Annotated in this window: 24 protein-coding genes; 13 read left to right on the forward strand and 11 right to left on the reverse strand. The window is 42.1% G+C overall.

Annotation, left to right across the window (positions count from 1 at the left end):
• Positions 1 to 69: 69 nt before the first annotated feature.
• A complete protein-coding gene (locus ACFQZI_RS17280) occupies positions 70 to 648 on the reverse strand; it encodes an RNA polymerase sigma factor (RefSeq protein ID WP_377144710.1) in 579 nt (192 codons plus the stop codon).
• A 235-nt stretch (positions 649 to 883) separates the two neighbouring features.
• On the opposite strand from ACFQZI_RS17280, the gene ACFQZI_RS17285 reads away from it, so the two are divergent.
• Positions 884 to 2,434 (forward strand): NAD(P)/FAD-dependent oxidoreductase, encoded by a 1,551-nt coding sequence (locus tag ACFQZI_RS17285; RefSeq protein WP_377144957.1) that lies wholly within the window; start codon positions 884 to 886, stop codon positions 2,432 to 2,434.
• 31 nt (positions 2,435 to 2,465) lie between these two features.
• Complete coding sequence (locus ACFQZI_RS17290) at positions 2,466 to 2,957, forward strand: DinB family protein (RefSeq protein WP_377144711.1); 492 nt, start codon at positions 2,466 to 2,468, stop codon at positions 2,955 to 2,957.
• Positions 2,958 to 2,977: 20 nt separating this feature from the next.
• On the opposite strand, the gene ACFQZI_RS17295 is transcribed toward ACFQZI_RS17290, so the two are convergent.
• The 4 genes from ACFQZI_RS17295 to ACFQZI_RS17310 all read right to left on the reverse strand — a co-directional run bounded on the left by ACFQZI_RS17295 (position 2,978) and on the right by ACFQZI_RS17310 (position 6,018).
• Entirely contained in the window at positions 2,978 to 3,193 is a 216-nt protein-coding gene (locus ACFQZI_RS17295) for a hypothetical protein (RefSeq protein WP_377144713.1), read from the reverse strand.
• Between the two features lie 87 nt (positions 3,194 to 3,280).
• Positions 3,281 to 3,664, reverse strand: coding sequence for a hypothetical protein (locus ACFQZI_RS17300; protein WP_377144715.1), 384 nt, complete (start codon positions 3,662 to 3,664; stop codon positions 3,281 to 3,283).
• A 20-nt stretch (positions 3,665 to 3,684) separates the two neighbouring features.
• A complete protein-coding gene (locus ACFQZI_RS17305) occupies positions 3,685 to 4,260 on the reverse strand; it encodes an RNA polymerase sigma factor (RefSeq protein WP_377144717.1) in 576 nt (191 codons plus the stop codon).
• 210 nt (positions 4,261 to 4,470) lie between these two features.
• Positions 4,471 to 6,018, reverse strand: coding sequence for a glycoside hydrolase family 10 protein (locus ACFQZI_RS17310; RefSeq protein WP_377144719.1), 1,548 nt, complete (start codon positions 6,016 to 6,018; stop codon positions 4,471 to 4,473).
• Between the two features lie 255 nt (positions 6,019 to 6,273).
• On the opposite strand from ACFQZI_RS17310, the gene ACFQZI_RS17315 reads away from it, so the two are divergent.
• Positions 6,274 to 7,200 carry a hypothetical protein gene (locus ACFQZI_RS17315; RefSeq protein WP_377144721.1) on the forward strand — a complete coding sequence of 309 codons (927 nt, stop codon included), beginning with the start codon at positions 6,274 to 6,276 and terminating at the stop codon, positions 7,198 to 7,200.
• A 189-nt stretch (positions 7,201 to 7,389) separates the two neighbouring features.
• Complete coding sequence (locus ACFQZI_RS17320; RefSeq protein WP_377144723.1) at positions 7,390 to 7,641, forward strand: hypothetical protein; 252 nt, start codon at positions 7,390 to 7,392, stop codon at positions 7,639 to 7,641.
• A gap of 31 nt (positions 7,642 to 7,672) precedes the next feature.
• Here ACFQZI_RS17320 and ACFQZI_RS17325 read toward each other — a convergent pair whose 3' ends face one another.
• The 4 genes from ACFQZI_RS17325 to ACFQZI_RS17340 all read right to left on the reverse strand — a co-directional run bounded on the left by ACFQZI_RS17325 (position 7,673) and on the right by ACFQZI_RS17340 (position 13,534).
• Positions 7,673 to 11,419, reverse strand: coding sequence for an ATP-binding protein (locus ACFQZI_RS17325; RefSeq protein ID WP_377144725.1), 3,747 nt, complete (start codon positions 11,417 to 11,419; stop codon positions 7,673 to 7,675).
• Between the two features lie 72 nt (positions 11,420 to 11,491).
• Positions 11,492 to 12,376, reverse strand: a complete 885-nt coding sequence (gene fabD / locus ACFQZI_RS17330; protein WP_377144727.1) for an ACP S-malonyltransferase — start codon at positions 12,374 to 12,376, stop codon at positions 11,492 to 11,494.
• A gap of 93 nt (positions 12,377 to 12,469) precedes the next feature.
• Positions 12,470 to 13,108, reverse strand: a complete 639-nt coding sequence (gene folE / locus ACFQZI_RS17335) for a GTP cyclohydrolase I FolE (protein WP_377144729.1) — start codon at positions 13,106 to 13,108, stop codon at positions 12,470 to 12,472.
• 9 nt (positions 13,109 to 13,117) lie between these two features.
• Complete coding sequence (locus tag ACFQZI_RS17340) at positions 13,118 to 13,534, reverse strand: 6-pyruvoyl trahydropterin synthase family protein (RefSeq protein ID WP_377144958.1); 417 nt, start codon at positions 13,532 to 13,534, stop codon at positions 13,118 to 13,120.
• Positions 13,535 to 13,610: 76 nt separating this feature from the next.
• Here ACFQZI_RS17340 and mqnB point away from each other — a divergent pair, with 76 nt between their 5' ends.
• Together mqnB and ACFQZI_RS17350 are read left to right on the forward strand one after the other, a co-directional pair.
• Positions 13,611 to 14,273 carry a futalosine hydrolase gene (mqnB, locus tag ACFQZI_RS17345; RefSeq protein ID WP_377144731.1) on the forward strand — a complete coding sequence of 221 codons (663 nt, stop codon included), beginning with the start codon at positions 13,611 to 13,613 and terminating at the stop codon, positions 14,271 to 14,273.
• A 53-nt stretch (positions 14,274 to 14,326) separates the two neighbouring features.
• Positions 14,327 to 15,178: a menaquinone biosynthesis family protein gene (locus ACFQZI_RS17350; RefSeq protein ID WP_377144733.1), complete on the forward strand. Its 852-nt coding sequence runs from the start codon at positions 14,327 to 14,329 to the stop codon at positions 15,176 to 15,178.
• A gap of 123 nt (positions 15,179 to 15,301) precedes the next feature.
• Here the strand turns inward: ACFQZI_RS17350 and ACFQZI_RS17355 are convergent, their stop codons facing one another.
• Together ACFQZI_RS17355 and ACFQZI_RS17360 are read right to left on the reverse strand one after the other, a co-directional pair.
• Complete coding sequence (locus tag ACFQZI_RS17355; protein WP_377144735.1) at positions 15,302 to 16,534, reverse strand: TlpA disulfide reductase family protein; 1,233 nt, start codon at positions 16,532 to 16,534, stop codon at positions 15,302 to 15,304.
• Between the two features lie 57 nt (positions 16,535 to 16,591).
• The gene (locus ACFQZI_RS17360; protein ID WP_377144736.1) at positions 16,592 to 17,731 is read right to left on the reverse strand and encodes an acyl-CoA dehydrogenase; all 1,140 of its coding nucleotides are present in this window, start codon (positions 17,729 to 17,731) and stop codon (positions 16,592 to 16,594) included.
• A gap of 613 nt (positions 17,732 to 18,344) precedes the next feature.
• On the opposite strand from ACFQZI_RS17360, the gene ACFQZI_RS17365 reads away from it, so the two are divergent.
• From ACFQZI_RS17365 to ACFQZI_RS17395, 7 genes are all read left to right on the forward strand, one after another.
• Complete coding sequence (locus ACFQZI_RS17365) at positions 18,345 to 20,399, forward strand: M13 family metallopeptidase (protein ID WP_377144738.1); 2,055 nt, start codon at positions 18,345 to 18,347, stop codon at positions 20,397 to 20,399.
• A gap of 140 nt (positions 20,400 to 20,539) precedes the next feature.
• Positions 20,540 to 21,163, forward strand: a complete 624-nt coding sequence (pnuC, locus tag ACFQZI_RS17370; protein ID WP_377144740.1) for a nicotinamide riboside transporter PnuC — start codon at positions 20,540 to 20,542, stop codon at positions 21,161 to 21,163.
• A gap of 8 nt (positions 21,164 to 21,171) precedes the next feature.
• Entirely contained in the window at positions 21,172 to 21,720 is a 549-nt protein-coding gene (locus ACFQZI_RS17375) for an AAA family ATPase (RefSeq protein ID WP_377144742.1), read from the forward strand.
• 134 nt (positions 21,721 to 21,854) lie between these two features.
• Positions 21,855 to 22,415, forward strand: coding sequence for an RNA polymerase sigma factor (locus tag ACFQZI_RS17380; protein WP_377144744.1), 561 nt, complete (start codon positions 21,855 to 21,857; stop codon positions 22,413 to 22,415).
• Positions 22,412 to 22,987, forward strand: a complete 576-nt coding sequence (locus tag ACFQZI_RS17385; protein WP_377144746.1) for a hypothetical protein — start codon at positions 22,412 to 22,414, stop codon at positions 22,985 to 22,987. Before ACFQZI_RS17380 ends, ACFQZI_RS17385 begins: the two co-directional genes overlap by 4 nt.
• Positions 22,962 to 24,350, forward strand: a complete 1,389-nt coding sequence (locus ACFQZI_RS17390; protein WP_377144748.1) for a hypothetical protein — start codon at positions 22,962 to 22,964, stop codon at positions 24,348 to 24,350. Before ACFQZI_RS17385 ends, ACFQZI_RS17390 begins: the two co-directional genes overlap by 26 nt.
• 86 nt (positions 24,351 to 24,436) lie before the next feature.
• Positions 24,437 to 25,225, forward strand: coding sequence for a TerC family protein (locus tag ACFQZI_RS17395; protein WP_377144750.1), 789 nt, complete (start codon positions 24,437 to 24,439; stop codon positions 25,223 to 25,225).
• Positions 25,226 to 25,327 lie beyond the last annotated feature (102 nt).

Below are 25,327 nucleotides of genomic sequence, written 5' to 3' on the forward strand. Positions count from 1 at the left end.
TAGATCATTTTGAATAAGTTGGTGTAGGGTGTTTTTTATCTCCTTCTCGGAGAGGGCTGGGGTGAGTTCTTACCCAGCCATGTACCGGCGCTCTCTTACAGCTAAGCCATTCAATTTTTCTTTAAGGATGGTACGGGCGCGGTGTAAAGTAGTACGCGATAGTAATTCGGTCATGCCTAATTTATTACCGATCTCCTGGTGCGAGAAACCTTCAATAGCGTACATGTTAAATACCGAGCGATAAGTATCCGGCAATTGCTGAACCATGTTCATCAGGTCGCGGGTTTCCAAGCCGTTATCATTGTAGGCGGTACTAACCGGGATGCCCTGCTCTGCAAAATCCTCAACTAAAACCATATTTTTAGCCTTGCGGTAACGCGAAATAGCGCTGTGTACCATAATACGGCGTATCCAGCCTTCAAGGCTGCCTTCGCCGCGGTAGTTGCCCATGTTTTTAAACATTTTTATAAAGCCTTCCTGTAATATATCCTGCGCCTCATCTTTATCTTTAGCATAGCGCATGCAAACCGCAAGCATTTTTGGCGCTAAAACCTTGTATAACATTTCTTGTTGCTTTCTGTCGTTACGCAGGCAGCCATCCCAAAGTGTTTGTAAGCGGTTATCAACGGTAGTCATCATTTTATTCATCTTTAATCTGAAATGGCATATGCCAAAATGCAACCGTTTTTATAATTTATTGATTATCAATAATATAAATATATTCTTAATTTATAAAGTGTTCGGTATCGTACGGTTAACGTCCTCAACCGTACGCCTGTAATCCTTGTTGTCCGGCTTAAAGGGTAAATAAAGCCCCAGGATATAAACTGCCACCCGAATGCTTATCTTTGCAACATCCGGGATAAAAACCCGGCAGTATAGCATGATAAAAGAAGCAGAAATTGTTTGCCTGCCTGGGCAACAGGAAGATGAAGCTGTTTTAATTGCCCTGGCTTCGGCAGCAATAAAAGTCTCACAGCAAAAAGTTAGCGGTATAAAAATATCGAAGCGCTCTATAGATGCGCGTGGCCGCAAGGTATTGTACCGGATGCAGGTACGTGTTTTTGTAGACGAGCCGGTACAAACAGAAAGTTACACCCTAAAATATAAAAGTGTAAAGGATGCCAAACAAGTTATTATAGTTGGCGCCGGCCCTGCCGGGATCTTCGCGGCTTTGCAATGCATAGAGCAGGGCTTAAAACCCGTTATACTGGAACGCGGCAAAGATGTTAAACAACGCCGACGCGATCTGGCCAACATTAATAAACAGGGCCTTGTAAACCCCGAAAGCAATTATTGCTTTGGCGAAGGTGGGGCAGGCACTTATTCGGACGGTAAGTTATATACCCGCAGTACCAAGCGGGGCGATGTAAATGGTGTTTTAAAAACCTTTGTAGCCCACGGCGCTACCGAAGATATTTTAGTAGATGCCCGGCCGCATATCGGCACTAATAAATTGCCTCAAATTATTACCGCCATGCGCGAAAGTATTTTAGAAGCCGGCGGCGAATTTTTGTTCGATAGCAAGGTTACCAGTTTACTAACGGAGTTTGGCAAGATAAAAGGGGTACAATTAGCCAACGGAGAAAAGCTAATGGCCGATGCTGTGATATTAGCCACCGGGCATTCGGCACACGATGTTTTCAGGATGCTGCACAGCCAGGATATTTTAATAGAGGCTAAGCCTTTCGCTTTAGGCGTACGGATAGAACACCCGCAGGAAATTATTGACCGCGCGCAGTACCATTGCGAATACCGCGGCCCAGATTTACCGCCATCTTATTATAATTTGGTTGAACAGGTAGAAGACAGGGGTGTATTCTCTTTTTGTATGTGCCCCGGTGGTATCATAGCCCCCTGCGCAACAGCGCAGGATGAGATTGTAGTGAACGGGTGGAGCCCGAGCAAACGCAATAACCCATTCGCTAACTCGGGCACGGTAGTGCAAATTAATATGGAAGATGTGAAAGGGGATATGAACGACCCCTTCCGGATGCTAAACTTTCAGCAGCAGGTAGAACACCTTGCTTTTAAGGCAGGCGGCGGTAACCTGGTTGCACCGGCACAGCGCATGGTTGATTTTGTGGAAGGCCGAGTATCTGCAGATCTGCCCCAGAACTCCTACTTGCCCGGCTGTAAAAGCGTAGAGTTAAAAGAAGTATTGCCCGATTGGATCCATAACCGCCTCCGCAAGGCCTTACCCGCCTTTGGCCGTAAAATGAAAGGCTATTATACCAACGAAGCTATATTGGTGGGGGTAGAATCGCGCACATCATCGCCGGTAAAAGTACCACGCGATAAGGAAACATTTCAGCACCCGCAAGTGGCCGGGTTATTTCCTTGCGGCGAAGGCGCAGGTTACGCTGGTGGGATTATCTCCGCCGCTATAGATGGCGTAAATTGTGCCAATGGTGTGGTAAAGTATTTTAATTAAACAAGTTAAAGGGTGGATGCGTTTAATAAGCATGGAATCCACCGCGCAAAAACTTCAGGCATCTTTACAGCAGATACTCTCGCACCACCCATGGTATGGCCCCGCTACTTATAATATAATTGATGATATAAGCTTCGACGCAGCTTATGAAACGCCTCCCGGTTCGGTACACAATATAGCCGGGATATTATTACACATGCTTGGTTGGGCACAAGAAGTAACGGCACGTATGCAAGGCAAAACAGCCGGTGAACCTGCAGCCGGTGACTGGCCCGATCCCGGGCAACCGGATGAAGATAAATGGAAACAGCTTGTTGCTGATTTTAAACTGGCCAATGTTAACCTGGCCGACATCATTCAAAACTTTAATAAAAGTAAATGGGATGAGCCTATAAACGATGGCCGCCAGCAGGAAGATATACCTGTAACTTACCGGGCATTAATAGAGGGGTTAATACAACACCATATTTACCATAGCGGGCAAATAGCTTTGTTAAACCGGATAGCGGGAGGAGTTTTATAATAAAGGTCCGGTTGCCGGATTTAATAAGAGAGTTCTTCGCACCTAAATCCTGCAATGTGCAGCATGTGGTTAATGGTTTGCGGTTCTATGCCACTGCTCACCACACGAAGGATATTATCGCAATCTTCCAGGTCAAAATTGTATTGGCGTATTTCAGACAGTGAAGCTAATAACGGGTGAATCCGGCTTACCTCCTGTTTGCTGGCAACACTTGTTTTAAATATCAGCACATCCATGGTAAAAATTTTAGTGGGTGATTATCTTGGAGAGGGATGATAGTGAAAGTGCGGGAATGGCTTACCGAACTTTGCACCATTTCCCACTTATTCTTTCTCAGCTATAGGCGCTTTTTTCCATTCTTCACGCCAGTCTTTGTCAGGTTTGCACCAGCCGCCAAAACGATTTTTCATTTGGTCCTTAAAGCGCTCGCGCTCCTCGGGTGTCATGCCGGCCAGGCGTTCCTGCATCATTTGTTTACGGCGCATCCAGGGGGCACCACCCCGGCCACCTTTAGGGCCAAAACCAAATAATATCTTACAAAGAACAAATATGCCCATGGCCTGCCAATAGGTAACTGTACCTACGTGTAAAATATCTGGCAGCAGGTTGTTCCATAGCTGCATTACTACAAAGCTTACCAGCGCAATAATGGCTGCTATGCCTACCGGGATAAAAAAGAACCTCCCTTTATACAATGTATTTTTCATTTGTGTTATCCTTAATGTTTTTAATATTCTGTTATTTCTGTATACAATTGTTTTAATCGTTTGCGCAGGTGCAAAACCGCATATCGTTTACGCGAAACAAGTGTGTTTATATTTTCGCCGGTTTTTTGAGCGATCTCCTCAAAAGGCATGTCATCAAGTTCCTGCCATATAAATACCTGGCGTTGGTTTTCGGGCAGTTCATCAAGTGCTACAAAAAGCTGTTCCCAAAAAAGGTTGCGCAGGTAAGCTGTTTCGGGTGTGTTTGCCTCGGTAAGCAACAACGATTGAAGATCAAAGTTATCGTCTTCATCATCACCTGTGCCCGGCAGCATATCATCCAACAAGGTTTCGGTACGTTTTTTATGCTTGTCTATGATCTTGTTTTTAGCCACCCTATACAGCCATGCGCTGGTTTGCTCAATGGGCCCGGCGTTTACCACATTACTAAACTGATACCAAACATCCTGCAGAATGTCTTCGGCATCCGCATCGTTTTTTACCCGCTTGCGAATAAACCCCAACAGGCTTTTACCATACGACGCTATTGTTTGTATGATATGGCTGTTTATATCCTGGGGCATCGATGCTGCTGTCAATTTATGATGTGTTTAAATATAAAGACGAGCCATCTATAAAAACATTTTAAAATATTTTATTTTTTTGATAACAGTAGGACATGGGCATTAAATGAATTGACTCACCTCGACTTCAATTAAAAGAAATAAAATAAAAACCCCTCTTTGCGAAGCAGAGAGGGGGGAGACAGTGATTGATCGTTACCGACAATAGCCTTAATTAAGAGGTTTTTACGGCATCGTTATCGCTATGGTCGGCGATCGGTCGCTTTCGTTCTTGAGCCTGTCCAGGGCTGTAATTACATAGAAGTAAGTTTGACCTTTTTGTACATTGCTATCCATATACAATGGCTCGGTATCGTATTGTATGTGTAATATGTTCTTAGGATCTCCTAAGTCAAACTTTTCATTTTCCTGAAAACGGTATATCACATAGCCGTACACCGGCTCGTTATCGGCAGCCGGGAGCGGGGCCTGCCATTTAAGTATTACGCCTTTACCTTCGGCCTTAACCGTAAAATTCTGCGGGATATTTGGCGGGACAGAATCGCGCCATAGCATTGGCGGCGGCAAGGCAGGGTAACGGTAAAAATCTTTTTTAAGTGTATCTACCAAATGGTTGGCATTAGCCATTAACGATTGCGACCTAAAGTATACACTCCCCTGCACCCGCGGGTTGGCACGTATCAACCGTAATTGATTGGGTATTTCTGACGGGTTTTTGAAAGCAGGGCTACGCAGCTCATAAAAACGGTATGGCCCCTGGCCAATGTATAAATGGCGGTTATAAGTATTGTTACTCCACCAATTTAATAAGGTATCGAACGCTGCGGCACGGTTCCCAATTTGCCAATAAATTTGCGGGTTTATGTAATCTATCCAGCCCTCCTGCATCCATTTACGGGTATCGGCAAAGTTTTCGATGTATGACGAACCGCCATTAGTTGCAGAACCATCGGGGTGCTGGCTTTTATTGGCCCATATCCCAAAAGGGCTTATGCCAAATTTCATGTTGGGTTTATATTTATGGATGCTATCGGCAAGCATGTGCACCAGCTTATCAACGTTATCGCGGCGCCAATCTTTAATATTGTCAAAATCGCCGCCGTATTTGGCAAAGGTTTCCGCATCGTTTATAACCTGGCCTCTAACCGGGTACGGGTAAAAGTAATCATCCATGTGGATGCCGTCTACATCGTAGTTCTTAACAACATCTAATATAACCTGTACAATATATTCGCGCACCTCGGGCAAGCCGGGGTTAAATAACTTAATGCCCTCATAAATAAAGAACCATTCGGGTTTAGTGCGGGTAATATGTTCCGGCGCAAGACTAAAAAACTTATTATCGAAAGTAGCGCGATAAGGGTTAAACCACGCGTGCAGTTCTATGCCGCGTTTATGCGCCTCGGTTGTGGCGAACTCTAACGGGTCGTAACCTGGCTCCTGACCCTGCTTGCCTGTTAAGTATTTTGACCATGGCTCGCGGCTTTTGGCATAAAAAGCATCGGCAGCAGGCCTCACCTGAAACATAACCGCATTAATGCCGGCCTGTTGATGAAAATTTAGCTGATTAAGCAGGTCCTTTTTCTGGGCCTCGGCTGTTGCACGGGCGTTTGTTGGCCAGTCGAGGTTTACAACTGTGGCTATCCATACCCCTCTAAATTCGCGCTTGGGCTCGGTTTGGGTAACCGCTTCCGGGGTAACGCTTTGTGCAATTGACAGAGAACATATTATGAAAACAGAGAAAATAGTAAGAAGGTACCTGTATAAATACATTAAGCGCGTAATTGATTTTTTAAAAGCCTCAAAGATATAAACTCATAACTAAGCTGTTTTAGTATTAGTATAATAATTACGCCTATTTTGTGTTTTAATGATATTGTATTTATTTTAGCCCGGGCCGATATAAGTATAAACAAGAGGCATTTTACAACGTTATCTTAGTTTTTTACCTATATTTATACTAAGAAAGTAAGATAAGGATAACAGTTTAACAGCCTGTTAAGTTATCATAACCTTTAACTAATTATTATGGAATACCAATCTGTTGATAATCAGCCGAACCAAGCACCAAAGAAAAATTCGAATGTAATTTATTTTTTAATAGCGGTTGTGGTTGCGTTATTAGGCACCGATGTTTACCTCTACACCCAAAAAAATAAATCGGATACAAAAATTGTTTACCAAAACGACGAAAAAACCAGGCTGCAAACCGAGTTAGATAGCCTTGAAGCCCAAATAGAACAGGTTAACGCTGGCAGAGCAAAGATGTCGGCGGCAATGCAGGCAAAAAATGATTCGCTGCGTGTAAAGATCAGAGTGTTAAGAAGCGAACTTGCCAAAGGTAAACTTACCGTTGCCGAGCTAAACAAAGCGCAGGAAGATATTAAACAACTCAGGTATTTTGTAACCAAGTACACTGCCGATATTGAAGAACTGAAAAAGGAAAATACCTCCTTAGCTACCGAGCGTGATACTTTAAAAACCAACTTGGCCACTGTTAGCCAAAAAGCTACCGCGCTTGAGCAAAAGAATCAGGAACTGGATACTAAGGTTAAGGTGGCATCGGCCATAAAAGTTGCCACCGCCGATGTTGTGGCCTACAAAGTAAAAAACAGCGGTAAAGAGAGCGATGTTACCAAAGCCAAACAAGCCCAAAAAATAAAGATAAACTTTACCATCGCTACCAATGCCGTGGCCGAAAAAGGCCTGCACGACGTTTATGTACGTATAATTGACCCCACCGGTAACCTGATCACTCAAAACGATTCGGGAACATTTAACGCCGATAGCCAGGACCTGCAGTACACCTATAAAACATCTGTAGATTTTAGGGACGATGGCAGCGCTTATACTATTGACTGGATAAACCCGCTACCATTCCAAAAGGGTACCTATACAGTACTATTATACGCCGACGGTTACACTATGGGTAAAACCAGCATTACGTTGAAATAAGAGATCAATTTGAAAATGTATAGGCCTTAAGTCGTTAGATTTAAGGCCGTTTTATTAATATATGAATCAGAAAGCATTTTCGGATTATGTTGTTGAAAGTTAATTGCTTACTTTCCGGAATTCAAAGAATTTTGTATAAGTAGGCCGAATAATGTAATGAATATCGAATACATGAGCCCGTTTAACAATATGGAATTATGGATAACTACTCAGGATAAAGAAATCACCATAGGATTTGAAGGTAAGCCCCAATTAAACGATTGGCATACGCGCGTGACATCTTACGACCTTGGACTTATAGATAACGACATCAAAGACGCGATTAAAATTATAGAAAATATAATCAACGATAAAGAAGAAATTGCGTGCTCTAATATCAACGGTTATACTTTATTTACACCGGAGGAAAATCCTTCCGTTGCGGGACGGCGAACAAATTGAAATAAAGCGTTGGAGCGAATGGTAATATAGCCTAAGCCATCTGCGAACTATCTGCAGGGAAGCTTAAATAGAATGTTGTACCTACTTCCATGGTGGTTTCGAACCAGATCTTACCATTGGCATTTTCTATTGAATTTTTAACAAAGGCAAGCCCCAGTCCGGTACCAGAGCTCTTAGTAGTAAAGTTGGGCTCGAAGATCTTTTCGCGCATTTCCTCGGGTATACCGTTGCCATTGTCTTTAATGGTAAACAAAATGTTTTTTGTAGTTACCAGGTAGTTTATGTCAATAACACAGGCCCTATCCGGCGGTGTTGCTTCAATGGCGTTTTTAAGCAGGTTGTTAAAACAACGCAAAATTTGGTCGCGGTCGGCACCAATAAAGAAGGGGCCTGTGGGCGGTTCCATATTAATGGTTACGTTATCCATTTGTTTAAAAATAGTTACTGCCTTGCCAAACACCTCAAATATATCCATACGCTCTATGCGTGTATCGGGCATTTTAGCAAATGCCGAAAACTCTGAGGCAATGGACGAAAGGCTTTCTATCTGCTCAACAAATGATTTACTAAAGCGCTCAAATTTTTGGTCGAATTTTGGGTCTTTATCCTTCCACGATTTATCTAAAAGCTGCAAGCCAAGTTTAAGCGGAGTAAGCGGGTTTTTAATTTCGTGAGCTACCTGTTTGGCCATTTCACGCCAGGCCGTTTCACGTTCGGATTGTGCCAGTTTTTGAGCGCTGTTCTCCAGCGCGGCTATCATATTATTATATTCTTTAACAAGGGCGCCTATTTCGTCGTCGCGGTCCCATTTAATAGGTTCGTTCTTTTTCCCATAGATGGTTTTGCTTAGGTTATATTGTATAAAGTTTAGCGGTGCGGTTATTTGGCGGGCTATTATAACTGCAAATAAGCCAATAGCTATAAATACCAGCGCGTAAACATTTATCATGATGTTTAATAATGAGCCTATGCGTTCGGTATAATCTGCCGCATTGGCAAAGTAAGGCAATTGCAGGTAGGCAATGGTTTCATGCTTTACACTACGTATTGGGGCGTAAGCAGCCGTGTACTTTAACAAGCCGATCTTTTCTTCACTCACCACCTCAGACTTTTGCATGCCATTCATTGCAATAAAAGCCCGGCCATTCATTTTACGGCAAAGCAAGCCATAATCATAAATTTTGGGTTGTGTGGTTATCAGCAAATTGCCATCCAGATCAAAAAGTGTAATATCGGCAGAGTAGGTGTTAGCCAGGTCATCAAACTGTACCTTGCTATCCTCGGTTATATTACTTGTGTAGTTGGCTATTTTGCCTGCCTCAAGTGCGGCAGCTATTTGTATTAACTTTGCCCTGATGAGTTTATCCTGTTGTGCCTGGTATTGCGTGCTTATTGATATAAAGGTTATTATCCCAACCAGTATCAACGTAATAACTACCGCGAATATCATGGAGAACTGTATGCGTGTTTTATACAGTATCCTGTCTAAGGTTAACTTAAACGTCCACTTAATCTGGTTGTTACTAACCTTAAATATCTTAAGCCTTACCCATATAACGCGTATAAGCAGCGTAATAGCACCAAAAAGAAGCAGCACCACAAAGAAGAAGGTTAACGCCGTTATGGTAGATAACAACACATTGTTTTCCTCCGTAACAACTATAAGGTTGCGGTTTGTGGTTTTATATAATAAATGGCTGTAGGTTGTAAATTTATCTGTAAAGTTGGGCTTGTTGCTTTGTGTAGTTTGTGTGGTGTACTTTTTAAGTTCGCCTTTAAACTCATTGTTACGTATGCTGTATACATAACTACCGCTTTGCCCAATAAGCACATTATCAGTATAAAACGCGAAGGAATAATTTTTAAATTCTTCTACACTCCCTTTAACTTCTTTATCAACCAGCAGATCGGGGAAGGTGCCTGCAGATAGCAGTGGTTTGGATTTTAGCTCCACTACAATAGTCCCCAGTTTTTTGGTGCCATCCATTACCGGCAGTATGGCAAAATAGCTCTGGAAGCCGAATGATTCGTTTTGCCGGTAAAAATAATCTGATACCTTGAACGAACTATATACCACCATGTCTTTAAATACATCAAGCGAATAATTTTTTTCAACAGACAAGGGTTGGTCTAAATTATTATACTCATGCATTTCAAAATCGTATTTAGACAAATACCTGTCAAAATATGTTTTTTGGAGACGGGTTTCAAGGTAATCAGAGGTATGATCGGTGCTTTTATAATACGCTATCAGCAAGGGATCTACTATTATATCCTTTTCTATTTTTTTAAATAATACATCGGCCGTTGCATCATCCGGGACTTCCAGTCGTTGTATAAGAACTTTGCGCAACTCCTGCTCTTTTATCGATTCAAAGTGATTAAGCTTTAATGACGATATAACAGAGCAAATTAAGATAACACTGATGAAAGATGTAGCCGTGATTTTTTTGTTATTATATATATAGGCATATCCCCTTATAATAACCATTAGCATCCATAAGAGGTAAAATAAGCTGAATTCCCAGTAGTAGGTAACAACTGCTGTAGTTACAATTATACTGGCTATAAAAATGAGTAGTTGCTGTAAAACAGGTATGTCGAGTTTAAATGAAAGAGTTAGTATGATCTCGCTCAGTAAAAAAAACATGAGGTAGCTAAAGCAAAGCATAAGCACCCCAATTAAACTAAAGCCCGACAGGTTAAGCACATTATTTACATCAAAACTAATTTTGGAGTTAATAACCAGCCCATAATAAACCCTTAATAAATTAGTAGATGTAATAATGAGTAACAGAATGCTGCTTAATAATATTGCATAGCTTAAGACCTTACCCGGAACGCGTGTAAGTAGCCTTAACCTGTAGGTATAGGCAAACACCACCAACCAGCACATAAATAGTATGTTAATACAAAAATCGCCAAGTGAGCGAAAAATAGGTGATGAGGCGTAAAGCCTTGGATTAAATACCGATAGCTCATGCGTGAAATTAGGCCAGCCGTAATACAGGTTTATAAACCTGAAAATGATGGCAAAGGCCGTTAGGAAAAGCAGCGCCCGGTATATATGCCCTTTTTCTGCTAAATAAACGGCAATGTTATTTACGAGTACCAACAGGATAAAAATAGCCGATAACCAAAAGCAAACAACAAAATAAAAGAAGCGGTGATTAACCCCTTTGATAAGTTTTACCGAAAACAGGTACACGTTGTTTACATCGTGTATGGCGTAAACATTTTTATCGGTAAAGTCAGCTATTGCAATATTATGATCAATGGTAAGGTCTTTGGCAAATACGTTTTCGAGGTATTCATTCGTAAAAGGATAGCCGTTCTTTACAGTGATGAAAAACACAACAGATACGTTTCCCTCAGTTTTGCGTATGGCTTCATAATAGCCGTTTGGCCGTTTAATGAAAGAGCAGCCCTCTTTTATACTATTGAGGCTTGTGGGGATAACCTTAGCGCCGCTCCAAAAATCGAGCACACCGTTTTTATACACCAACATCCAGATGCCTTTGCCAATAGTAAACTCATTAATATAACCTAACCCCTTTGCCGGGGTATTGCGCAGCTGCTTTATTTCATTAAAGGTGTGCTTGTTCCTTATCGAGTTATAGATAAGCGTTTCCTTATCATGAAGATTGTTCTCTAACACCCTGGCCGTTTGTATAAGGTTATTACCGGGCGTGTAAGTGCTTTCGACAACTATTGCGGTAAACAACAGGGTGACGAATAACAAACCCAATAATACGCGTATTTTTCCGGCGGTGCTCAAGCTATAAATCTACTCTAAATGATCTGGTAAAAAAATAAAGCCACTTGTTTATTACAGGTGGCTTTAATGTAATTATTCTATTACAGCGCTTGCCGTAGCAACCTCGCGGTTTACCTTTTTAACAAGGCCTTGCAGAACCTTGCCCGGGCCTACTTCGGTAAATGAGGTGGCGCCGTCTGCCAGCATGTGTTCAACAGTTTGCGTCCAGCGTACGGGGCCTGTTAATTGTGCTATAAGGTTGTGTTTAATATGCTCAACATCTTTATATGGTTTTGCATCTATGTTTTGGTATACCGGGCAAACGGGCTCTTTAAATTCGGTGTTTAAAATGGCGGCTTCCAGTTCAACACGCGCGGCTTCCATAAGCGGAGAGTGGAATGCACCACCAACGTTAAGTTTTAACGCGCGCTTAGCGCCGGCTTCGGTCATTTTAATACAGGCCGCATCAACGCCGGCTTCGGTGCCAGATATCACCAACTGCCCCGGGCAGTTATAATTTGCGGGTACAACCACATCGGTTAAGCGTTGGCAAATATCCTCTACCGTAAAATCATCAAGAGCCAGTATTGCGGCCATTGCGCCCGGTTGTATCTCGCAGGCTTTTTGCATAGCGTTCGCGCGCGCCGAAACTAAGCGGAGGCCATCTTCAAATGATAAAGCGCCTGCGGCTACTAATGCCGAAAACTCGCCAAGTGAGTGGCCGGCAACCATATCAGGGGCAAAATCGCTCCCTAAAACCTTTGCCAGTATTACCGAATGTAAAAATATAGCCGGCTGGGTTACATTGGTTTGTTTCAGATCATCTTCGGTTCCGTTAAACATTACATCGGTAATACGGAAACCCAGTATAGTATTGGCTTGTTCAAATAATTCGCGGGCTTGTTCGCTTTGCTCATAAAGATCTTTACCCATGCCCGGGAATTGGGCGCCCTGGCCCGGGAATATGTATGCTTTCATTGGTTATAGTTTATTGGTTCATTTGTTCAATGGTTCATTTACGTCTAATTCGGAGCTTTTGCCAATGAGCTAATGAACCAGTGAGCGAATAAATTAACTTAAGTTAGAAGAAATCAGGTTCAAAAATTCAGTTCGTGTTTGGCCCTTCAAAAACTCGCCTGTAAATGCCGACGTGGTAGTTACCGAGTTCTGTTTTTGTACGCCACGCATGCTCATACATAGGTGCCTGCACTCAATTACCACGCCAACACCAATTGGGTTAAGCGTGTCCTGTATGCAATCCCTGATCTCGTTGGTTAAACGTTCCTGCACCTGTAGGCGGCGTGCAAATACATCTACTATTCTTGGTATTTTGCTAAGCCCTACTACATAACCGTTGGGGATATAGGCTACATGTGCTTTGCCGAAAAACGGCAGCATGTGGTGCTCGCACATCGAGTACACCTCAATATCTTTCACAATTACCATTTGGCTGTATTCCTCTTTAAACATGGCCGAGTTCAGGATCTCTTTCGCATCCAGGTCATAACCATGGGTAAGGTAAAGCATGGCTTTTGCAATACGCTCAGGGGTTTTCAGCAGCCCCTCACGTTCGGGGTTTTCACCTATCTGCTTTAATACATTAAGGTAGTTTGCCGACAGGCTTTGAATCAATTCGGGGTTGTACCGATCTATTTTCTGGTAGCCGTTTATACCCTCGTCCCTGTCGGGAATGTTATCGTGGTCAGTCATGGGTTAGGTTTATCCGCCAAAGTATTCGGCAGAGTTGTTTTCAGTTTCGTATAATTTTACCGAGTGAAGAAATACGCCCGGGTATGCCTCTATAGGGCCTTTTAGCTGTTTAAATATCCCTATGCAAAGCAGCTCGGTAGAGGCCATTATGCCCTTCATAAATTCAACATCCATGTTGATGTTCTTATGGTCGAGCTTTTCTATCACATGCTCGTTTATGATTTCCTTAAGTTCTTTAAGATCTATCAAATAACCGGTAGCGTGCGTTACTTCGCCCTTTACGGTTACAAACAGGTTGTAGTTGTGCCCGTGCCAGTTTGGATTAGCGCATTTGCCAAACACTTCAAGGTTTTTCTCTGCGCTCCATTCCTCGCGGTACATGCGGTGTGCCGCGTTAAAATGCTCTTTGCGCGTAATATGTATCATCATAGTAATTAATGGTGCAAATATACAAAACAAAAACAGGCCAGTTGTTTTATCTTAGCTGTCAAAATTTGGCCTTATGCGGATATTAATTGTTGCAGCTACGGAGTTTGAGGTCTTTAGTCTTAAGTCCGAAGTCGAAAGTCTAAAGAATAATCGGGACTTGAGGCTTCGTACTTTCGACTTCCAACTCCTCATAACCGGCGTAGGTATGGTAGCAACCGCCTATGCTTTGGGGCGCGAGCTGGCAACAAACTCATATGACCTGGCTATTAACCTGGGTATTGCCGGTAGTTTTGACCGTAATATTGCGCTTGGAGATATAGTGGAGATAACCGAAGACAATATTGCCGAACTAGGAGCCGAAGATAATGAAGCTTTTTTGCCTATAAGCCAGATGGGGTTTGGCGAAAGTAATTTTACAGCGACAAAGCCATTAAATGAAATATATACAGACGCCAAGTTAAAACAGGCAACTGCAATTACTGTAAATACGGTACACGGGCACGAAGCGTCCATTCAAAAAATACAGCAGCGGTTAAACCCGCAAATTGAAAGTATGGAGGGCGCGGCATTCTTTTACGCATGTGGCGAAGCCGAAGTACCGTCACTGCAAATCAGGGCCGTGTCAAATTACGTTGAAAAACGTAACCGTGATGCCTGGCAAATAGGCTTAGCCATTAAAAATCTGAATACATTTGCGGTGGCATTGTTGGAAAGTTTAAATGTTGCAAGGTTGTAATGTTTGTAGCTAATTTTTCAACATTCTAACGTTACAATATTACAACAAGAACCATGAAATTAACCATCGGCTTTTCGCCATGCCCTAACGATACTTTTATATTCGACGCGCTGATTCATCATAAAATTGACACCGAAGGAATGGACTTTGAAGTGTTTTATGATGATGTGGAAACGCTTAATCAAAAGGCCTTTAGCGGCGAACTGGATATTACCAAGCTAAGTTATCACGCTTTTGCCTATGCTGCAGATAAATATGTATTGCTTGATGCAGGAAGCGCACTGGGTTTTGGTGTTGGCCCTATGCTAATTTGCAAAGGAGATGCAGACGGTTTAAAAGCACGACTTGGGGCCGGCGATACATCCCTTAAAATAGCAATGCCGGGGAAATATACTACGGCCAATTTTTTATTAAGCCTGGCTTACCCGGATGCAATTAATAAGCAGGAACTTGTTTTCTCGGATATTGAGAATGCTGTTTTGGATGGCCGTGTAGATGTTGGCCTCATTATCCACGAGAACCGCTTTACCTACCAGGATAAGGGGCTGCACAAAATTCTTGACCTTGGAGATTACTGGGAAAAACGAACAGGCTGTGCTATACCGTTGGGAGGCATTGTTGCCAACCGCAATTTGCCTTTAGATGTTCAGCATAAAATAAACCGTGTTATCAAACGGTCGGTAGAGTTTGCCTTTGCCAACCCCAAATCAGGACTGGAGTACATCCGTTCACACGCGCAAGAAATGAGCGAAGAGGTGATGTACAAACACATAGATCTATACGTAAACAAATTTTCGATAGACCTTGGAGAAGAAGGTAAAAAAGCTGTTAAACTATTATTTGATACCGCGCTGGAAAAGGAAATTATACCTAAAGTGAGTGAGGGATTGTTTTTGAACCCGTAAATACGCTTGTCATCCCTTCATATCACGCAAAGAGGAAAAGGAAAAACCCTCTTTTCGTGAAGCGAAGAGAGGGTCGAGCGAAGCAATGAGCGGGTGAGTGAAACTCGTTACGCGAAAGTCTTCTTACTTTTCCCCAAGCAGGTCATCCGTTAATTTCTCAAACTCACTAATAAATTCAGTATAATATTCGCCTGTACCAGGTCCGCTAAAACCGGTGTGGATCTTGCGCACATCCCCCTTTTTATCAATAATAATAGTTGTAGGAAAACCTACAACCTTGGTTAAAGCGGGCAGGCTTTTGGCGGTTTCTACTTTGTTGCTGGTATAGCCGGTAATTAATATTGGGTATTTAATTTCAAACCTGTTCTTTAATTGCGCTAATGCTTTTTGCGATTTTGAAAAATCGGTGGTGCGCTCATAGGCCAGGCCAATTACCTCAACGCCGCGTGGTTGGTATTTTTTATAGTAGTTTACCATGTAGGCCGTTTCATCCATACAGTTCGGGCACCACGATCCCATGATCTGTACGATCACTACCTTATTTTTAAACCTTGCATCGGTAAGGGATACCGGTTTGCCGTTAAGATCTTTAAACGTAAAGTCAAGTTTTTTGTAGCCGGGCTTTAATGCCGATAGGGAATAAGCGTCGGGCAGTTTGGCGTTCTCATTGCGTACCGCCGTCCATACATCTTTACCGCTTAGGCCCGAAAAGAATTTGCCCCCGGTTAAAGTATTGTTATCAGAAACTTTTGCGGTAAACAGGAACGCGTGGCCGCCATCAAAGCATGAGAGGTAAAGGCTATCGCCGCTAACTGAGCCTTCTAAAAAGCGGTAATCGCCGGTTGTAGTAAGAAAAGTGCCTGTAACTTTTTGGCCGGTTTGTTTAAACTCGCCCACGGTGGTATCCCGGTCATTACCTTCACCAAAAACTGCCGACCAGCGGCCGGTAACATTATAGTTTGTTTTTGCAGGAATTTTAAAAAAGCGCCAAGGTATGCCAGCCGTAGCGGTAAAATCCATGGGTACATCACGGTCGCCTAAGTGCCTTATATATTGGCCTGATAAGTTGCCGCCACTTTGCTTTAACCTAAACTCCGAATCGAATAGCGGCATTTTTATGAATACAGAGTCGCCTTTGGCTATAACATCGGTTACCTTAAAATGCTCGGTTGCGTTTATTATGGCCAGTTGCTGTTCGCCGTTGGTACTACTAACCTCAAAATTAAAGGGGATTTGATTGGCTGATTTTGTTATTAAAGCACCACGCCACATACCTGTTTTAAGTGTGCTTTGTGCTATAGTTATTTGAGTAAGCGCGGCAACGAATACCGCGCCGAATAAGATCTTTTTTATCATTTGTAAAAATAGTCTACTAAATCTATATACTTTGTCAAAAGTAATAAATGTAGCCAACTATTTCAACACTTCGCGTGATATGACAATGCGCTGAATTTCTGAAGTACCCTCGTAGATCTGTGTAATTTTAGCGTCGCGCATCAATCGCTCAACATGATATTCTTTTACAAAACCATATCCGCCGTGTATTTGTACAGCTTCTACAGTGGTGCGCATGGCAGTTTCTGAGGCAAAAAGTTTTGCCATTGATGCCGCCTGTGCATAAGGCAGGCCGTTATCTTTTAGCCATGCGGCACGATAACAAAGTAGCCTTGCCGCTTCTATCTCTGTGGCCATATCGGCCAGTTTGAACTGAATGGCCTGCAAGTCAGCCAGCGTTTTACCGAAAGCTTTGCGCTCTTTGGCGTATTGTACCGATAGCTCATATGCACCTGCAGCAATACCCAGCGCCTGCGATGCAATGCCGATACGGCCGCCTTCTAATGTGGTCATCGCGAATTTAAAGCCGAAGCCCTCTTCGCCTATGCGGTTCTCTTTAGGCACTTTTACATCGGTAAACATCAGCGAATGTGTATCAGAGCCGCGTATGCCCAATTTGTTCTCTTTATTACCAATGGTAAAGCCTTCCATGCCCTTTTCTACTATCAGCGCATTAATACCGCGGTGTTTTTTGCTGGCATCGGTTTGGGCCATTACAATATACGTTGATGCCGTGCTACCGTTAGTGATCCAGTTTTTGGTGCCGTTAAGCAGGTAATGGTCGCCCATATCTATGGCAGTAGTATGCTGCGATGTAGCGTCAGACCCGGCCTCAGGCTCGCTCAGGCAAAATGCACCTATAACCTGGCCTTGTGCCAACGGTATCAAATATTTTTGTTTCTGTGCTTCGTTACCGTATTTCTCCAGCCCGTAACAAACCAACGAATTATTAACCGACACTACTACCGAAGTTGATGCATCAACCTTAGATAGTTCTTCCATTACAATTGAATAGGATATGGCATCCATTCCGCTGCCGCCATATTGGGGCGATACCATCATCCCTAAAAAGCCAAGTTCGCCCAGCTTTTTAATTTGCTCGGTCGGGAATTTCTGGTGTTCGTCTCTTTCTATTACGCCGGGCTTAAGTTCGGTTTGAGCAAAGTCGCGCGCCGCCTGGCGTATCATTAAGTGTTCTTCGGTTAGTTCAAAATGCATAATGTAAATGTATAACAAATTTCAGTTAATGCTATGCGTGCATAGTAAAAATGTGAACACAAAAAAAGAGAGCTCTTTTGAAGCTCCCTTTTCCCCTAATTAATTTAAACTATTGATTAAACCCAAAATAAAAGAACATATTCATCTCAACTTGGGCAACTGAGAATTCACTTAAACCTTATTAACAAATTGAAAATTTTTCATAGGTAGATGATATATTTTTCAAGATGTATGCAGGACCGTTTAGATTTTAACAAAAGCTAAGCCATAATTTTTAATAAGGGTAAATAATTAAATGGTGCAGGCCGTTAAAAATGATAAAACAGACTAAATGTCGCTTTAATTAAATCTACCGAAATTGTAGTTAATTTTAATTTATGTTGATAATTAGGATGTTACAGCAATTAAAGAAGTTTGAACATCTTTAATTATAACTTAAAACCAAGTAGAACTACGTGATTATGTAATAGTGAAAAAAAATTAATTATATTTTGCTTTAGCGATTCAATAACCTCATTTTTAGGAAAATTTACTGTAAAAGCAGTGTACAGAAAATTATTCCATTCTGTTTTTCTATACACATGCTGTATTTATTTTCAGACAATTTATTAAAATGACTATAAAAAATAACACACTAATGGCCGTTTCTGCATTTGCAATAGGAGCGATGCTTTTAACCGCCTGCCAGGATAAAAATAAATTTTACGCCGAGCACGATGTATTGATCAATAATATCGACAAGGGCGTAAAACCGGGCGACGATTTTTTTAAATATGCTAATGGCGCATGGTTAAAAAAGAACCCCATACCTGCGGCATATTCATCCTGGAGTATTTTTAACCTGGTGCAGGAAGACCTCCGGAACAAAATGCTGAAGATTAATAAAGATGCCGTTAAAGCAAATGCTGCCAAAGGTACCAATACCCAAAAAATAGGCGATTTTTATTACAGTGGTATGGATACTGTAAACATTGAAAAATTAGGGCTTGCACCGCTTAAGGGTGAATTGTCCCGGATTGATGCTATAACAGATGTGAAAGGCCTGGTTGCCGAATTTGCTAACCTAGTAACCATTGGCGTAAGAAACCCTATAGCTACTTACGCCGGGCAGGATGATCGTAACAGCGAAAAAATAGTTATGCAGTTGTCGCAATCGGGTATTGGCCTGCCTAACCGCGATTATTATTATAAAACAGACGAGCATACTACAGCCGTTCGTAACGATTATCAGCAAAAGCACTTGCCCGCCCTGTTTAAATTTTTAGGTAATAATGATGATGCTGCAAAAACAGCGGCGCAAAAAACTTATGCCTTAGAAAAGTTTTTGGCCGATAGCTCTCGTACATTGGAAGACCTGCGCGACCCGTATCACAATTACAATAAGATGGCTGTAGATGGTGCAAACAAACTTGCGCCGCTGTTAAATTGGAGAGCCACCTTTAATGATATGTATTACAAAAACGTAGATACTGTTATTGTTGGGCAACCTGAATACCTGCGCGCCGTAAATACCGCGCTAACAAAATTTAGTATTGATGATTGGAAAAACTACCTGCGCAAAAACCTGCTTAGCGAGTTTAGCCCTTACCTGAACAAAGCCGTCGCCGACGAAAACTTTAGGTTTTATGGTACTGTAATATCAGGCCGTAAAGAACAATTACCCCGCTGGAAACGCGTGTTGGATATTGAAGAGGACGTAATGGGCGAGGTGCTGGGGCAAATTTTTGTAAAAGAATACTTCCCCGAGGCTACCAAAAAACGATATGAGGATATGGTAGAAGCGGTACGCAGTTCGTTTAAAGAGCATATTGAGAGGCTGGATTGGATGAGCGCCGAAACAAAAAAACGCGCGTATCAAAAGCTGGAAAAAGTTTATCCTAAAGTTGGTTTTCCCGATCATTGGAGAGATTATTCGGGCTTAGAGATCAATAAGAACCAGTACGTGCAAAATATTATGAACAGCGCCCGGTTCGATCGTAAGTTTAACGCCAATAAATTGGGTAAACCGGTAGACCGTACCGAGTGGGGGATGACACCACAAACATATAATGCATATTATAACCCATCAAACAACGAAATTGTATTACCTGCTGCCATATTTATGGTGCCGGGTACATTAGATGAAAAGATAGATGATGCCGTTGTGTATGGCTACGGCGCGGCATCAACAATTGGCCACGAAATTACCCATGGTTTTGACGACCAGGGCCGCCAGTACGACGAGAAAGGTAACCTTAAAGCCTGGTGGACACCGCAGGATTCGGCTAAGTTTGCACAACGTGCAGATATGCTGGCAAAGCAGTTTAGCGGCTACAAGGTAGGCGATAAATATATAAACGGTAAAGCTACCCTTGGCGAAAATATTGCCGACCTTGGCGGCGTAGTTATAGGGCTGGACGCTTTTAAAAAGACAAAGCAGTATAAAGAGGGTAAACCCATAAATGGCCTTACGCCTGTACAGCGTTACTTTTTGGGGTATGCCCTGGGTTGGCTTGGGCACGATAGGGCCGAGGCTTTATCTAACCAGATCATAACTGATGTACACTCGCCGCGATTCTTGAGAGTAAACGGACCGTTTAGTGATGTCCCCGAGTTTTATGAGGCGTTCGGCGTTAAAAAAGGCGATAAAATGTGGCTTGATCCGGATAAGCGGGTGAAGATCTGGTAATCTCTCTTAAAACTCGCCAAAAGGGGAGAGTTTTTTCCTTAAGCCCCTCTCGCCCCGTAGAGGGGTTTGGGGTGAAGTTGGAAATTAATAAAGTCTCCCCTTTCGGGGGAGATTTAGAGGGGGCTTAGTATATTTACCACATGCAAATCATCTACACCCTGCAAGATTGGTGGCAGCATCAAACCTGGCAAGAGCTTACAGGGGTTATTACTGGGCTTGCATGTGTGTATTTGGCGGCAAAAAACAATATCCTAAACTGGCCAATAGCCATAATCAGTACAGCGCTTTACATCTATATTTACCATAAGGCGGCGCTGTATGCAGATATGCTGCAATATGTTTATTTATGCCTTACCAGTATGTATGGCTGGTATAACTGGAGCAAACATCCAAAGGTTGAGGATAAAACGCCAATCGTGTCCATCACTACAAAACAAATGCTTTACGCATCGCTTTTTGTAATGATATTAACCCCCGCTTTAGGCTATACATTAATTACTTTCACCCAAAAACTTAATTATCGTCCACCGGCTTATCCTTATATCGATAGCTTTTGCACTGCCTGTAGTTTTGTTGCTCAGTTTTTCCTGACCCGTAAAATTTTGCAGAACTGGTTGATATGGGTTTTTGTTGATATTATTTATACTGTTATCTATTTTAAAAAGGACTTACAGGTAACAGCATTTATGTTTTTTATATTAATTATTATAGCTGCACTTGGTTACAGGGATTGGCGTAGGGAATATAAAAGGCAACTTTTTTAATATACATAATGAGTAAACCCGAAAATTCTTATCCCAATATCATCAAGATAGCAGTTGTTGGTCCCGAATCAACGGGTAAGTCAACCATGTCGGCATTTTTGGCAAAGCATTATAACACGGTTTGGGTACCCGAATATGCACGTGACTACTGTGCTAAGCTAACCGAGCCCCCTACCTGGCAGGACGAAATAAATATGTTTTATGGACAGCTTGCATTGGAAGCAGAAATATTACCAAAGGCAAGTAAGATCTTGATCTGCGATACTACATTTATTACGGTAAAGGTATGGAGCGATGAGATGTTTGGCAAAGCGCCACAGGAAGTGATAGATGAGCTGCCAAAGCACCCTTACGATCTGTACCTGCTGTTAGATATCGATCTCCCCTGGCAGGACGACCCCCTGCGCGATTTCCCCCACATGCGCGAACATTTTATGCAGGTATGGCATACCGAGTTAAAAGCCCTTAATGCCAATTACGTAACTATCTCCGGCACGGGCGATGACAGGTACGAAAAGGCTGTAGAGGTGATAGATAGGTATTTGAGTCAGGATTAAATGGATTTTTGTAATTAATAAAATCCCGCAAATTTATTTAATTCGAAAAATTCGAGTTCAGACAATCTTTTTTATCCTCCTCATGCAACGTTACTAAATGCCCTGCGTCATTTAACCTGAAACCTGTCAATAATTTGGAAGCCGTATACGTAGATAAACATTACAACCTTGTGGTTGAGTGCAAGCAGGGCAGTAAAAAGGCCTGTTATGAGTTGTATAAGCTATACGCAAAAGCGATGTTGAACGTCGCTTTCAGGATAGTGGGCAACATTGCCGAGGCTGAAGATGTTTTGCAGGAATCGTTTACCGACGCTTTTCATAAGCTGAAGGATTTTAGGCAGGAAACCACCTTTGGGTTGTGGCTTAAACAAATTGTTGTGCACCGCTCTATAAACCTGTTACGCAAACGCAGGTTAGAGTTTGTTGAGGTTGAAGACGGCCACCTGGATAATGTGCCCGACGAAGAACCCTGGGATGATGAAGACGTACAGTACCAGGCAGCACAGGTTAAAGAAGCTATGAAAGAGCTGCCCGAAGGCTACCGCGTAGTACTATCGCTTTATTTATTAGAGGGGTACGACCACGAAGAGATTGGACAGGTGCTTAACATAACAGAAAACACATCAAGAACACAGTTTTTGAGAGCTAAAAGAAAACTGAGCGACATATTAACAAGGAAAGGAATTAAAAAATGAGCAAGCGGTTAGAAGATTTTATGACGAACAACAGGGGGGAGTTTGACGACCTGGAGCCACGTGCCGATATCTGGAACAACATTGCGATGGAGCTTGATGCATGGGACGAGGAGAAACAGATGCAGACAAAAAAGCGCGAAGCAAAAACCTTTTCGTTGGGTTTTGTGCTAAAAGTAGCCGCATCGGTAATTGTGGTAATGGGTTTAGGATTTGGCCTGTATTTAAAAAATCAAAAACCGGCAGGTATAAACCTGGCCGATATTAGCCCCACTTACGCTAAACAGCAGGTGCACTATGCCTCAATGATAGAGAGCAAGCGCACCCGCCTGAAACTGGTAGCCAAATTTGACCCGCAGTTATATAACGAGTTTAACGCGGAACTATTAAAAATGGACGCCAGCTACAAAAAATTAAATATTGATTTAGCGACCAGCCCTAATCGGGAACGTGTTTTACGTGCAATGATCCGGAACTTGCAAATACAAACCGAGGTACTTAATCAGCAACTGAATGTTATTGAACAGTTTAATCAAAGTAAAAAGGATCATGAAATTGAAAATAAAGATATTTAACGGGCTACTTACCGCTATTGCAGTAGTAGCAATTGGCACAGCTGCCTTTGCACAGGAAACGCCTGTACAACCGCCTGCGCCACCCCAAGCGCCGGAAGTAACAACACCGAAGTTTGATAGGAAAAACTTTAACAAAAAAATAGCCGACCTTAAAGTGAAGATGCGCGATCTTAAAATAAAGATGAAGCAGAAGAGCTTTAAAGCCGATAAGGATATGGCCTTCGCTTTTAAAGATTTTGATAAGAACTTTGGTGAGAGTTTTAAGGGGTTCGATAAAACATTTAAGGAAAGTTTTAAAGATTTTGACAAGAATTTTAGCGCCAACTTCAAAGATTTTGGTAAGAATTTCGCTGGCAGCTTTAAGGAAATGGCCCCCGACTTTTCCGAATCGTTCAAGAACTTTAATGACATAAGCTATAACAGCGACAACTATAAAGAGAAACTTGCCAATGGCCAGGTTACCGAAAAGGTAAAGAACTACAGCAAAAGCTATAGTGCAGATGCTAATGATGTTTTACAAATTAGCAACAGCTTTGGTAAGGTGGTAGTAAATACCTGGGCAAAAAAGGAATTTAAGGTTGATGTGCAAATGAAGTTTGGCGCCGACGATGAAGAATATGTAAACAATATGATCAACAATTCAAGCATCAGCGATAGTAAAGTAGGTTCTGTTGTGTCATTCAAAACCAATCTTGCACGTAACAATGGTAGCAATGGAGATAACCATATGGAAGTAAACTACACCGTTTATATGCCGGCAGGCAATGCGATTGATATTACTAACAGGTATGAAGATATTGTCTTACCTAATTTAAGCGGTAAAGTAACAATAAGACTAAACTTTGGCAACTTAATAGCCCAACAGCTTACTAATACCCAAAACGACATACAGATAAAATATACTCAGGATAAAACCTCATCGATTGCCATACTTAATGGTGGAAAGTTTAGGGTAGCTTATGGAAAAATGAAGATCGGTGTGCTTAATAACGTTGAAGGTGATGTGTCGTTTTCATCTGTAAATGTTGACAAACTAAAGAATTCATCAATTTTCCGCGTTAAATATGGTGACGGAATCAGTATATCTACTATAGACAAATCGGTAAAGGACCTAAGCATTAATGCATCCTATACGAAAGTAAAGGTTGATTTTAAAGGTGCTGATAATTATAACTTCGATGTAGTAACTAAACTGGGTAGTTTTAATTACAATGATGACAATATAAAAGTAACAGCCAAAACACCATCTGTTGAAGATAGGGGCTGGTCATCTACAAAAATTTACAAAGGCTATATCGGGAAAAATAATAGTGATGGAAAAATCGCCATCAATTCGAGCTATACCGAGGTGCGCTTTAATTAGAAAAACTATTGTATCTAATATAAATGTAAGGGCTCTGCTCTAAACGGCAGGGCTTTTGCTATTTTTAGGGCATACAATAAACCTGCATGGAAATTTTAACTGACCCGGAAGCGTGGGTATCGCTTATCACACTTACCGTATTAGAAATTGTTTTGGGTATCGATAATGTGATCTTCATATCGATATTATCCGACAAACTACCCGCAAATCAACAGGAAAAAGGCCGCAAACTAGGGTTGGGTATGGCCATGATCACCCGTATTTTATTATTGCTTACCATTACTTGGGTAATGAAACTTACTGCGCCTTTATTTAGCCTGGCAGGCATTGTTGGCGCTACCGACCCCGAATGGGTAGAAAAATTGGCTATTTCCGGCCGCGACCTGATATTGATTATCGGGGGCTTATTCTTGATCTATAAAAGCACCGCCGAGATCCACCATAAAATTGAGGGCGATGAAGATGGTGCTGAAAATGTTAAGCCACATTCTTTCTGGGGAACCATCGTCCAGATCATGTTGTTGGATATTGTTTTCTCTTTAGATTCGGTTATTACCGCCGTGGGTATGGCCCAGCATGTAGAGATCATGATAGCTGCAGTAGTAGTTGCAGTAGGAATTATGATGTGGGCATCAAGTGGTGTGGCCGCATTTGTGAACAAGCACCCCACTGTAAAAATGCTTGCGCTATCATTCCTGCTGCTGATAGGTGTATCACTATTAGCCGAGGCATTTGAGCAGCACATACCTAAAGGATATATTTATTTTGCAATGGCATTCTCTATTTTGGTAGAGATGCTGAACTTAAAAATGCGGAGTAAGAAAGCCGCCAAAAGCGCAAAGGGTGTTAAAGAAATGTCAACAAAAAAGGGATAGCATTTTTATGTGTCATTGCGAGGAGCGATAGCGACGCGGCAATCTCGTAGTGATGCATAGGCGATTTTCATGCCACGAGATTGCCACATATAGTTCGCAATA

The sequence above is a fragment of the Mucilaginibacter lutimaris genome, assembly GCF_042676625.1.
In the GTDB taxonomy this organism is placed as follows: Bacteria; Bacteroidota; Bacteroidia; order Sphingobacteriales; family Sphingobacteriaceae; genus Mucilaginibacter; species Mucilaginibacter lutimaris.

Coding starts and splice junctions, on each gene's coding strand:
- ACFQZI_RS17295 (WP_377144713.1), bottom strand. CDS start 3,193: ATGGATGTGCTGATATTTAAAACAAGTGTTGCCAGCAAACAGGAGGTA.
- mqnB (WP_377144731.1), top strand. CDS start 13,611: ATGCGGATATTAATTGTTGCAGCTACGGAGTTTGAGGTCTTTAGTCTT.
- ACFQZI_RS17365 (WP_377144738.1), top strand. CDS start 18,345: ATGACTATAAAAAATAACACACTAATGGCCGTTTCTGCATTTGCAATA.
- ACFQZI_RS17315 (WP_377144721.1), top strand. CDS start 6,274: ATGGAATACCAATCTGTTGATAATCAGCCGAACCAAGCACCAAAGAAA.
- ACFQZI_RS17300 (WP_377144715.1), bottom strand. CDS start 3,664: ATGAAAAATACATTGTATAAAGGGAGGTTCTTTTTTATCCCGGTAGGC.
- pnuC (WP_377144740.1), top strand. CDS start 20,540: ATGCAAATCATCTACACCCTGCAAGATTGGTGGCAGCATCAAACCTGG.
- ACFQZI_RS17355 (WP_377144735.1), bottom strand. CDS start 16,534: ATGATAAAAAAGATCTTATTCGGCGCGGTATTCGTTGCCGCGCTTACT.
- ACFQZI_RS17360 (WP_377144736.1), bottom strand. CDS start 17,731: ATGCATTTTGAACTAACCGAAGAACACTTAATGATACGCCAGGCGGCG.
- ACFQZI_RS17375 (WP_377144742.1), top strand. CDS start 21,172: ATGAGTAAACCCGAAAATTCTTATCCCAATATCATCAAGATAGCAGTT.
- ACFQZI_RS17350 (WP_377144733.1), top strand. CDS start 14,327: ATGAAATTAACCATCGGCTTTTCGCCATGCCCTAACGATACTTTTATA.
- ACFQZI_RS17320 (WP_377144723.1), top strand. CDS start 7,390: ATGGAATTATGGATAACTACTCAGGATAAAGAAATCACCATAGGATTT.
- ACFQZI_RS17280 (WP_377144710.1), bottom strand. CDS start 648: ATGAATAAAATGATGACTACCGTTGATAACCGCTTACAAACACTTTGG.
- ACFQZI_RS17290 (WP_377144711.1), top strand. CDS start 2,466: ATGGAATCCACCGCGCAAAAACTTCAGGCATCTTTACAGCAGATACTC.
- ACFQZI_RS17385 (WP_377144746.1), top strand. CDS start 22,412: ATGAGCAAGCGGTTAGAAGATTTTATGACGAACAACAGGGGGGAGTTT.
- ACFQZI_RS17390 (WP_377144748.1), top strand. CDS start 22,962: ATGAAATTGAAAATAAAGATATTTAACGGGCTACTTACCGCTATTGCA.
- ACFQZI_RS17395 (WP_377144750.1), top strand. CDS start 24,437: ATGGAAATTTTAACTGACCCGGAAGCGTGGGTATCGCTTATCACACTT.
- ACFQZI_RS17340 (WP_377144958.1), bottom strand. CDS start 13,534: ATGATACATATTACGCGCAAAGAGCATTTTAACGCGGCACACCGCATG.
- ACFQZI_RS17285 (WP_377144957.1), top strand. CDS start 884: ATGATAAAAGAAGCAGAAATTGTTTGCCTGCCTGGGCAACAGGAAGAT.
- folE (WP_377144729.1), bottom strand. CDS start 13,108: ATGACTGACCACGATAACATTCCCGACAGGGACGAGGGTATAAACGGC.
- ACFQZI_RS17310 (WP_377144719.1), bottom strand. CDS start 6,018: ATGTATTTATACAGGTACCTTCTTACTATTTTCTCTGTTTTCATAATA.
- fabD (WP_377144727.1), bottom strand. CDS start 12,376: ATGAAAGCATACATATTCCCGGGCCAGGGCGCCCAATTCCCGGGCATG.